Here is a 2,667-nt window from a genome sequence, read left to right as displayed (position 1 = left end):
TGTTACTCACGGTGTCGATCACCGACACGGTGCCGGAACCCTGGTTGGGGACGTAGGCGTGGCGGCCGTCCCGGGGGATCCCCACACTGCTGGGCGAGCTACCAAGGGAAATCGTGGCGGTGACAGTGTTGGTGGCGGTGTCGATCACCGACACGTTGCTGGAAGCAAGGTTGGTGACGTAGGCGTGGCGGCCATCCGGGGTCACCCCCACACCCCGTGGACCAGCGCCGACCGGAATGGTGATGGCCTGATTAGTGCCGCCGGGAATGGTGGTTACAGGACCGGGACCGGCGGGGACCGTGGTTACAGGGCCGGTGATCGCGACCATCAAAACAACGCCGAATGAGATGAGCACCACGGCGGCAGCGAAGACCCTCTGGCGGGGGGTTGGCCGACCGATCCCCGGCAGACCGATGAGTCCACCGACGTTTGTCTTATTTGCCGCTTGCCCCTTGGCCTCCCGCCGGGCCTCCCCGTCCGGGCCGACCTCACCAGGCAAGTTCCGCGCCGCTTCAGCCAGGAGGACCGCCGCGGCGGCAGCGAGAACACCCAGGACGGCAACCGGTAGCGCGAGCACGTTCGCTATCTCCGCACCCCGGGTACCGGCAGCGACCAGCTTCCACGTGCCGGCCACCAGCGCGAGGAAAAACGCCGCACCGGCGGCGAGCCACCACCGCCGCGACCCGGACCCAACCCTCATAGCCGCGAAGTGTGGACCAACCATGACCACGGCGCGCAGCGGTGGCTTGCGTGGCTGCTGCCGAAGATGCCATCACCGAGGAAGAATTCGGCTGCCGTTGACACAGGTGGCGGCGATCTGACCCTCAACCGTGATCGGCAGGGGTAAAGGCACGCCTGGGCGGCGTGGCCGGGCAGTCGGTGGTCGATTCGACGATCGGGATCAATATCCAGATCGGCGGCTCGGTCACCGGTGACCTGCGGATCCTGTTGGATCGCACGGACTACCGCTTGGAGCTGCTGGCCCCAAGTTCGGCCGGTGAGGATCGGTATCGAGACATCGATGGGCTGCCACTGAGGGCCATCCCGGCGACGTTTGACGATCAGAAGCGCGCTAGATCAGCGTACCCTCAGCGGCTATAGGTCACCGCATAGTCATGCATGCCTTGTCGCCGAGCGCAAATGTCCTGTCATGCCGCGAAGCGGAGGGGCCAGGGCCAGCGAAGCTCGCGACCAGCGAAGCTCGGTTCTCGCACGCCACTGCCTTGGCCCTCGCGCGTACGGCCGTTCCCCCTCGCCGACGTCTGGCTAGCGTCCGTGACGATGGAATTGGCAGGAAATTCCGGTGTCTGTGATCGGCTTGTACTGGGCATGACTCCATCGTTGGGTATCCGTTACCTGGGTGGACCGACCGCCCTGGTGGAAATCGCGGGCCTGCGGTTGTTGACCGACCCGACGTTCGACCCCGCCGGGCCGCACCCTGTCGGCTCACGCGTGCTGGTCAAGACGAGCGACCCAGTCGCCACCGCCGAGCAGCTTGGGCCGGTCGATGCCGTACTGCTGTCGCATGATCAGCACCCCGACAACCTCGACGAGCTGGGACGGAACTACCTCACTGGCGCGCCGCTGGCGTTGTCCACCCATTCGGCGCGTCAGCGGCTCGGCGACCCGGTGCGGGCACTGGCCGACGGTGCGCACGTTCAGCTTGGTCCATTGCGGATTACCGGCGTGCCGGCGCGGCATGGCCCGCGCGGCTGTGAACCTCTCACCGGTGAGGTCACTGGCTTCGTGCTGTCCGGCGAGGGGCTACCGACGGTCTACATCAGCGGCGACAACGCTTCCCTGGACATCGTAGGGTTGGTCGCGTCGCGGTTCGCTGACATCGATGTAGCACTGCTGTTCGCCGGCGCGGCGCGCACCGCTTTGCTCGACGGGGCCTATCTCACGCTGACCAGCCAGCAGGCCGCCGAAGCCGCGGCCGTGCTACACGCCCGGCACATCGTGCCGCTGCACTTCGAGGGGTGGGCTCACTTCACCCAAGGCCGTGACACGCTGCACGCCGCCTTCGGCGACGCTGGGCTGCTGGACCGGCTGCACCTGCTGGACCCCGGCCAGCGGTGGACCCTGCCAGTACCCGGCTGACGCCACCAGCGTGCACATCGGACCTGCTCGTTGCAGGCGGGGTGGGTGGCGGTTTGGTTACGGTGGTGGGTCTGACGGCGCGGATGATCGTAGAATGCATGCCGTCGGCGACTTGGTGGGTTGGCGTGATTTCGATGGTGGTGAAGCCGGCGGTGGCCCGGTTGGCGTGGTATTTCGGCGAAGGCGAAGGCCTCGGTCATGTAGCCGGCGTAGGAGCCGCATTCGGCGCGTTCCTTCGTGGTGAGGTCGTCGTCGGCGATGACGTCGGAGATGCCGATCCGGGGGCCGGCACGCAGTAGGTCTCGGTGAGCACGGCGGGTTTGGTGACAGAGAGATTGATGACACAGTTGAAGATCACAACGTCGATGGTGTTGGCGGGGAGTGACGCCACCGAGCGAGCGGATCGGCCCACTCACATGGCGCGAATCGCGCTGTCATACCGAATAGCGGGTGTTGCTGTCGGAAACGTCCGAGTGTCGGATGCAAGGCTCGTCGAGGGCGCTGGGTTGGACTGGGTTTTGCGGCGCGGTCACCGGCCGGCAGTCCCCGAACCGCTGCCGTTATGCG

Annotated in this window: 4 protein-coding genes; 3 read left to right on the top strand and 1 reads right to left on the bottom strand. The window is 66.5% G+C overall.

Annotation, left to right across the window (positions count from 1 at the left end; translation table 11 throughout):
- Positions 1-700, bottom strand: a 700-nt coding sequence (locus VFW69_RS04950; RefSeq protein ID WP_526498761.1) for a YncE family protein, incomplete at its 3' end; no start/stop codon positions are given.
- Between the two features lie 164 nt (positions 701-864).
- Between VFW69_RS04950 and VFW69_RS04945 the strand changes: the two genes are divergently transcribed.
- The 3 genes from VFW69_RS04945 to VFW69_RS04935 all read left to right on the top strand — a co-directional run bounded on the left by VFW69_RS04945 (position 865) and on the right by VFW69_RS04935 (position 2,399).
- Entirely contained in the window at positions 865-1,101 is a 237-nt protein-coding gene (locus VFW69_RS04945; RefSeq protein WP_526498759.1) for a hypothetical protein, read from the top strand.
- Between the two features lie 180 nt (positions 1,102-1,281).
- Positions 1,282-2,100 carry an MBL fold metallo-hydrolase gene (locus VFW69_RS04940; protein WP_526498757.1) on the top strand — a complete coding sequence of 273 codons (819 nt, stop codon included), beginning with the start codon at positions 1,282-1,284 and terminating at the stop codon, positions 2,098-2,100.
- 98 nt (positions 2,101-2,198) lie between these two features.
- Positions 2,199-2,399, top strand: a complete 201-nt coding sequence (locus tag VFW69_RS04935; RefSeq protein WP_526498755.1) for a hypothetical protein — start codon at positions 2,199-2,201, stop codon at positions 2,397-2,399.
- The last annotated feature ends 268 nt before the right edge of the window (positions 2,400-2,667 follow it).

The sequence above is a fragment of the Mycobacterium sp. genome, from assembly GCF_036273375.1.
Taxonomy (GTDB): Bacteria; Actinomycetota; Actinomycetes; order Mycobacteriales; family Mycobacteriaceae; genus Mycobacterium.
This window is presented reverse-complemented; position numbering and strand designations above follow the sequence as displayed.